Here is a 7,247-nt window from a genome sequence, read left to right on the forward strand (position 1 = left end):
TTAAACGTCAGCAGCCGGACCGCCAATCGGTTTTTCCGGACGCTCGTCCTGCACGACAGGCGGCGGAGGCGTACCGGTGCCACCCGACCAGTCGCGAGGTTCGCGAGGTGTGCGGCCGGCCATGATGTCGTCAATCTGCTCGGCATCGATGGTTTCGTACTTCATCAGCGCATCAGCCATGGCATCCAGCTTGTCACGGTTATCCGTGAGGATCTGCTTGGCGGTGCCGTAGCACTGATCAATGATGCTGCGTACTTCGGAGTCGATCAGCTTGGCTGTCTCACCGGAGAAGCTGGCAGCCTGGCCGCCACCGCCGCGACCGAGGAACACTTCGCCCTCTTCTTCCGCATACATCAGCGGACCGAGTTTTTCCGACAGACCCCATTTCGTCACCATGTTCCGGGCAATCTGACTTGCACGCATGATGTCGTTGGACGCGCCGGTGGTTACACCGTCAAAGCCCAGGGTCATTTCTTCTGCGATACGGCCACCGTACAACGAGCAGATCTGGCTGATCAGCGCACGTTTGGACAGGCTGTAACGATCTTCTTCCGGGAGGAACATGGTCACACCCAGCGCACGACCGCGCGGGATGATCGACACCTTGTAGACCGGATCATGCTCAGGCACGACGCGACCAACGATGGCGTGGCCGGCTTCGTGGTAAGCAGTGTTCTGCTTTTCTTTCTCGGACATGACCATGGATTTGCGCTCGGCGCCCATCATGATCTTGTCTTTCGCCAGCTCGAACTCTTTCATCTCGACAATACGCTTGCCGCTACGGGCAGCGAACAGCGACGCTTCGTTGACCAGGTTGGCCAGGTCAGCACCAGAGAAGCCCGGAGTACCACGCGCGATCACTGCCGGAGCAACGTCGTCGCCCATTGGCACTTTGCGCATGTGCACTTTAAGAATCTGCTCGCGACCGCGAATGTCTGGCAAGCCAACCACCACCTGACGGTCGAAACGGCCCGGACGCAGCAGCGCAGGGTCGAGTACGTCCGGACGGTTGGTCGCAGCAATAACAATGATGCCGTCATTCATTTCGAAGCCGTCCATCTCTACCAGCAACTGGTTGAGAGTCTGCTCACGCTCGTCATGACCGCCACCCATGCCGGCACCACGATGGCGACCCACGGCATCGATTTCGTCGATGAAGATGATGCAAGGGGCGTGCTTCTTGGCCTGCTCGAACATGTCGCGGACGCGGCTGGCGCCGACACCGACGAACATTTCGACAAAGTCGGAACCGGAAATGGTGAAGAATGGCACTTTCGCTTCGCCGGCAATCGCCTTGGCCAGCAAGGTTTTACCGGTACCCGGCGGGCCGACCATCAGTACGCCGCGCGGGATACGACCGCCCAGACGCTGGAACTTGCCCGGATCACGCAGGAACTCGACCAGCTCGCCGACTTCTTCTTTGGCTTCGTCGCAACCGGCAACGTCAGCCAAAGTGGTTTTCACCTGATCTTCGGACAGCAGGCGTGCCTTGCTCTTGCCGAAGCTCATCGGCCCGCCCTTGCCACCGGCGCCGCCCTGCATCTGGCGCATGAAGAACATGAACACCGCGATGATCACCAGGATCGGGAAGCTGGCCACCAGGAGCTGAGTCCAGATGCTTTGCTGTTCAGGCTGCTTGCCTTCAACCACAACATGATTGTCGACCAGATCGCCGATCAGGCCATTGTCCTGAATTGCCGGACGAATGGTCTTGAAGCTGTCGCCATCGGTGCGCTTGCCGGTAATCACATAGCCGTCAACGGCTACGCGCTCGACCTTGCCATCCTTGACCTGCTGGATGAAGTCGGAATAGTTGAGGGTCTGCGGCTCGTTAGGGCTGGAGAAGTTGTTCATCACCGTCACCAGGACTGCCGCGATGATCAACCACAGGATCAGATTCTTTGCCATATCGTTCAATTAACTACCCTCTGAAGCAAGCTCCGCTACTGGCGCGCGCTTCGCATGATATTCACCGGCCTAACTTACTACATTACCTACAACTCTGGCAGGCGCCGTCTGTAACCCTTTGTGAAACACTTTCTACACAATATTCGCTTATGCCCGCAGAGCGAAATATGAAAAACCTATCGCCCTGCCGAAAAACCTCGTTTTACGCATCACCGCCGCGATAACCCCAGGCCAGCATGTACTGCTCACGAGAGCTGCCACGGGAAGAGTCTGGCTTGATCATCTGGATCTTGTCGAATTTCTTCCGAGCATCCTTCAGATAAACGTCAAACCCTTCGCCCTGAAAAATCTTGATGACGAAATTGCCACCGGGCTTGAGGATCCGTTCCGCCAGGTCCAGCGCCAGCTCACACAGGAACATGGCCTTGGGCATATCCACTTCGGGCGTACCACTCATATTGGGGGCCATATCGGAAATCACAAGGTCAACCTGCGAATTACCCACGGACTCCAGGATTTCATCGAGCACCGAGTCCTCCGTGAAGTCGCCCTGGATAAAATGCACGTCCGGAATGCTGTCCATTTCCAGGATGTCCGAAGCGATCAGACGACCCTGACCGCCGATCAACCGACTGGTCACCTGGGACCAGCCACCCGGCGCCGCGCCGAGGTCGACCACGCTCATGCCCGGACGGATGAGTTTGTATTTTTCCTGGATCTCCAGAAGCTTGTAACTTGCACGCGAGCGGTAGCCATCCTTCTGCGCCTGCTTCACATAAGGATCGTTGACATGTCTTTTCAGCCAACCAAGGCTTGTCTTGGAACGCGCCATTGGGCACCTCGATGATTAGGGTCGTGATTAGTTGGGCGGATCCACGAACCCTCGGGTAAAATGGCCGCCATTTTACAGAATCCAGACGAAAGGGTCAGATTATGCCGCTCACTCCAGAGCAGAAGAAACAGTACAAATCCATCGGCCACCACCTCAAACCAGTGTTGACGGTAGCGGACAACGGTTTGACTGAAGGTGTTTTAGCCGAACTTGAACGCGCCTTGGCCGATCACGAGCTGATCAAGATCAAGCTCAACATCCTCGACCGCGAGTCGCGCCTGGCGCACATCGCCGAGCTGTGCAAGGTCGGCAAAGCGGACCTGGTTCAGGTCATCGGCAAGATGGCTCTGGTCTACCGCAAGAACTTCAGCGCCAACAAGCAGCTGTCGAACGTTCATCGCTTCAAGTGATGCGCAGGGTCAAGGGTGTGCTTCGCGCACCCTGCCACTCCATCCCGGCACCGGCTGCATGACCAGCACCAGCCCGGAAAATCCCAGCACCAGATAACTGAATACCTGCCAGCGCTGCGCATCCGGCCAGCCGACACGCACGGCTACATACATCGCGCACGCGTACAACGCCATCAACAGCACCTGTCCGCGAAAATCCCTCCATAGACTGCCAAGGCCCTCGGCCTGTACCAGCACCAAAGCCTGAAAGATCACGCACAGAGCGGCGAACCCCACCACCAGCACTTCGAATGCACTGGCGACTTCGTCGATCAACAGCGGCGCCAGGCCGATCTGGCCCAACGCCGGCTGCAAACCGATATGAATCAACCATAGGCCACCGACCCAAAGCATCTGGGTCAGTTGCCAAAGCATGGCGCCCGCATGCAGCGGGCGCCTTCTTTCAGATGTGACGAACTTCGACAATCTCGTACTCGATCACGCCGCTTGGCGTTTTGACGGCGACCACGTCACCCTCTTCCTTGCCAATCAAGGCGCGGGCCAGCGGCGAACCGACGGAGATCTTGCCGAGCTTGAAGTCAGCCTCATCCTCACCCACGATGTGGTAAGTGACGCTTTCATCAGTCTCGACGTTGGCGATCTCGACGGTGGTACCGAAAATCACTTTGCCGGTGTGAGGAATGGTCGTGACATCGATGATGACCTGATTCTGAATCCGGCCCTCGATATCACGAATACGCGCTTCGACCATGCCTTGCTGTTCGCGGGCAGCATGGTATTCAGCGTTTTCCTTCAAGTCACCCAACTCGCGGGCCGTACCGATGTCCTGGCTGAGCTTCGGACGGACGACCTTGGTCAGGTGAGCATGCTCCTCTTCCAGGGCGCGAGCGCCCTGAACAGTCATTGGGTACTTGGTTATGCTCATGCCTTCAATCCTGCGTGTAGATCCTGCAAGCGGCGCACGGTCTTTTCCGGACCGAACTTCAGCGCTTCGCAGATCGCTTCGCCCGCAGCAATAGTGGTGGTGCAGTAGATCTTGTGCTGCAGGGCATTGCGACGAATGGAGTACGAATCGGCGATCGACTGACGACCTTCGGTGGTGTTGATGATCAGCGTGACTTCGTCATTCTTGATCATGTCGACCACGTGTGGACGACCCTCGGTCACCTTGTTCACGCGGCGCACTTTCAGGCCTGCGGCTTCGATCAGCTTGGCAGTGCCGGCAGTGGCGACCACTTCGAAGCCCAAGTTGATCAGATCACGGGCCACGCCTGCAACCAGTGGCTTGTCGTCATCGCGCACGCTGATGAACGCAGTACCGCCGGTCGGCAGCACTTCGCTGGCGCCCATCTGCGCCTTGGCGAATGCTTCGCCGAAGGTGTCGCCGACGCCCATCACTTCACCGGTCGACTTCATCTCTGGGCCGAGGATCGGGTCAACGCCAGGGAACTTGGCGAACGGGAACACCGCCTCTTTCACGCTGTAGAAGTTCGGGATGATTTCTTTGGTGAAGCCGATTTCCTTCAGGGTCTTACCGGCCATCACGCGCGCAGCGATCATGGCCAGGGAAACACCGATGCACTTGGAAACGAACGGCACGGTACGCGAGGCGCGCGGGTTGACTTCGATGACGTAAATGTCTTCACCCTGCAACGCCAGCTGCACGTTCATCAGGCCGACAACGCCGAGTTCCAGGGCCATTTTCTTGACCTGTTCGCGCATCTCGTCCTGGATGTGCGCTGGCAGCGAGTACGGCGGCAGCGAGCACGCGGAGTCACCGGAGTGAACGCCCGCCTGTTCGATGTGCTGCATGATCGCGCCGATCACTACATCTTTGCCGTCGCAGACCGCATCCACGTCCATTTCGATGGCGCAGTTGAGGAAGTGGTCGAGCAGCACCGGGCTGTCGTTGGACACTTGCACCGCGTCACGCAGATAGCGCTTGAGTTCGTCTTCCTTGTAAACGATTTCCATCGCACGGCCGCCCAGCACGTAGGACGGGCGCACCACCAGCGGATAACCGATCTTCGCCGCAGCACGAACGGCTTCGTCTTCGCTGCGCACGGTGGCGTTTGGCGGCTGACGCAGGTTCAGGCGCTCGACCATTTGCTGGAAGCGCTCGCGGTCTTCGGCGCGGTCGATGGCGTCAGGGCTGGTGCCGATGATCGGCACGCCAGCAGCTTCCAGCGCGCGAGCCAGTTTAAGCGGAGTCTGGCCGCCGTACTGGACGATCACGCCTTTCGGCTTCTCGACGCGGCAGATTTCCAGTACGTCTTCCAGGGTTACCGGCTCGAAGTACAGACGGTCGGAAGTGTCGTAGTCGGTGGAAACGGTTTCCGGGTTGCAGTTGACCATGATGGTTTCGTAGCCGTCTTCGCGCAGGGCGAGCGCAGCGTGAACGCAGCAGTAGTCGAACTCGATGCCCTGGCCGATACGGTTCGGACCGCCACCCAGGATCATGATCTTGTCGCGACCCGACGGCGCTGCTTCGCACTCTTCCTCGTAGGTCGAGTACAGGTAAGCGGTGTCGGTGGCGAATTCGGCGGCGCAGGTGTCAACGCGCTTGTAGACCGGGAACACTTCCAGCTTCTGACGGTGCGTACGCAGGTTTTTCTCGGTGACGCCCAGCAGCTTGGCCAGACGCTGATCAGAGAAGCCTTTGCGCTTGAGCTTGAACATCAGGTCGCGGTCGATCGAGGACAGACCGAGGGTCTTGACCTTCTCTTCGTCCTTGATCAGGTCTTCGATCTGCACCAGGAACCACGGATCGATCATGTTCATGCCGAAGATGTCTTCGACCGACAGGCCGGCGCGGAAGGCGTCCGCCACGTACCAGATACGCTCGGCGCCCGGCACGGTCAGTTCGCGCTTGAGCACGCTCATGCTGTCCGGGTTGCTCAGATCGAGCTTCTCGTCCAGACCGCAAACGCCGACTTCCAGACCACGCAGAGCTTTCTGCAGGGATTCCTGGAAGGTCCGGCCGATGGCCATGACTTCGCCGACCGACTTCATTTGCGTGGTCAGGCGCGCGTCAGCCTTGGCGAATTTCTCGAAGGCGAAGCGTGGCAGCTTGGTAACGACGTAGTCGATCGACGGTTCGAAGGACGCCGGGGTCTTGCCGCCGGTGATGTCGTTCGACAGCTCGTCGAGGGTGTAACCCACAGCCAGTTTGGCCGCGACCTTGGCAATCGGGAAACCGGTGGCTTTCGAAGCCAGTGCCGAGGAGCGCGAAACACGCGGGTTCATTTCGATCACGACCATGCGGCCAGTGTTCGGGCAGATACCGAACTGCACGTTCGAACCACCGGTCTCGACGCCGATCTCGCGCAGTACCGCCAGCGAGGCGTTACGCAGGATCTGGTATTCCTTGTCGGTCAGCGTCTGGGCTGGAGCTACGGTGATCGAGTCGCCGGTGTGCACGCCCATCGGGTCGAAGTTTTCGATCGAGCAGACGATGATGCAGTTGTCCTTTTTGTCGCGGACAACTTCCATTTCATATTCTTTCCAGCCGATCAGCGATTCGTCGATCAGCAGCTCTTTGGTCGGCGAAAGGTCCAGACCACGGGCGCAGATTTCTTCGAACTCTTCACGGTTGTAAGCGATACCGCCACCGGTGCCGCCCATGGTGAAAGACGGACGAATGATGCACGGGAAACCGAGGGTTTCGAGAACCGCGTTGGCCTCTTCCATGCTATGGGCGATGCCGGAACGCGGGCACGCCAGGCCGATGGATTTCATTGCCTTGTCGAAACGCGAACGGTCTTCAGCCTTGTCGATGGTGTCGGCGTTGGCACCGATCATCTCTACGCCGAACTTCTCGAGAACGCCTTCGCGCTCCAGGTCCAGAGCGCAGTTCAGAGCGGTCTGGCCACCCATGGTTGGCAGTACGGCGTCCGGACGCTCTTTTTCGATGATCTTGGCCACGGTCTGCCATTTGATCGGCTCGATATAGGTGGCGTCGGCCATGTCCGGGTCGGTCATGATGGTGGCCGGGTTGGAGTTCACCAGGATGACGCGGTAACCCTCTTCGCGCAGGGCTTTGCAGGCCTGGGCGCCGGAGTAGTCGAATTCGCAGGCCTGGCCGATCACGATCGGGC

The 7,247-nt window shown here is 58.8% G+C and carries 6 protein-coding genes; 1 reads left to right on the forward strand and 5 read right to left on the reverse strand.

Annotated features, from left to right (window positions below; all coding sequences use genetic code 11):
• Both ftsH and rlmE read right to left on the reverse strand, forming a co-directional pair.
• A complete protein-coding gene (gene ftsH, locus D8U70_RS00925) occupies nt 1-1,908 on the reverse strand; it encodes an ATP-dependent zinc metalloprotease FtsH (RefSeq protein ID WP_016771759.1) in 1,908 nt (635 codons plus the stop codon).
• A gap of 202 nt (nt 1,909-2,110) precedes the next feature.
• Entirely contained in the window at nt 2,111-2,740 is a 630-nt protein-coding gene (gene rlmE, locus D8U70_RS00930) for a 23S rRNA (uridine(2552)-2'-O)-methyltransferase RlmE (protein WP_071174355.1), read from the reverse strand.
• Between the two features lie 101 nt (nt 2,741-2,841).
• Here rlmE and D8U70_RS00935 point away from each other — a divergent pair, with 101 nt between their 5' ends.
• Nucleotides 2,842-3,150 carry a YhbY family RNA-binding protein gene (locus D8U70_RS00935; protein WP_016771761.1) on the forward strand — a complete coding sequence of 103 codons (309 nt, stop codon included), beginning with the start codon at nt 2,842-2,844 and terminating at the stop codon, nt 3,148-3,150.
• A 9-nt stretch (nt 3,151-3,159) separates the two neighbouring features.
• Here D8U70_RS00935 and D8U70_RS00940 read toward each other — a convergent pair whose 3' ends face one another.
• From D8U70_RS00940 to carB, 3 genes are all read right to left on the reverse strand, one after another.
• Nucleotides 3,160-3,564 (reverse strand): hypothetical protein, encoded by a 405-nt coding sequence (locus tag D8U70_RS00940; RefSeq protein WP_016771762.1) that lies wholly within the window; start codon nt 3,562-3,564, stop codon nt 3,160-3,162.
• A 28-nt stretch (nt 3,565-3,592) separates the two neighbouring features.
• Nucleotides 3,593-4,069, reverse strand: coding sequence for a transcription elongation factor GreA (gene greA / locus D8U70_RS00945; protein ID WP_038861135.1), 477 nt, complete (start codon nt 4,067-4,069; stop codon nt 3,593-3,595).
• A 2-nt stretch (nt 4,070-4,071) separates the two neighbouring features.
• On the reverse strand, nt 4,072-7,247 hold a 3,176-nt coding region (carB, locus tag D8U70_RS00950; RefSeq protein WP_206663041.1), incomplete at its 5' end, for a carbamoyl-phosphate synthase large subunit.

The organism is Pseudomonas sp. Sample_20 (assembly GCF_004307585.1).
GTDB lineage: Bacteria > Pseudomonadota > Gammaproteobacteria > Pseudomonadales > Pseudomonadaceae > Aquipseudomonas > Aquipseudomonas atacamensis.

What these genes read in the sequence shown, in the direction of transcription:
- rlmE (WP_071174355.1), bottom strand. Translation starts at nt 2,740, where the DNA reads ATGGCGCGTTCCAAGACAAGCCTTGGTTGGCTGAAAAGACATGTCAAC.
- D8U70_RS00940 (WP_016771762.1), bottom strand. Translation starts at nt 3,564, where the DNA reads ATGCTTTGGCAACTGACCCAGATGCTTTGGGTCGGTGGCCTATGGTTG.
- ftsH (WP_016771759.1), bottom strand. Translation starts at nt 1,908, where the DNA reads ATGGCAAAGAATCTGATCCTGTGGTTGATCATCGCGGCAGTCCTGGTG.
- D8U70_RS00935 (WP_016771761.1), top strand. Translation starts at nt 2,842, where the DNA reads ATGCCGCTCACTCCAGAGCAGAAGAAACAGTACAAATCCATCGGCCAC.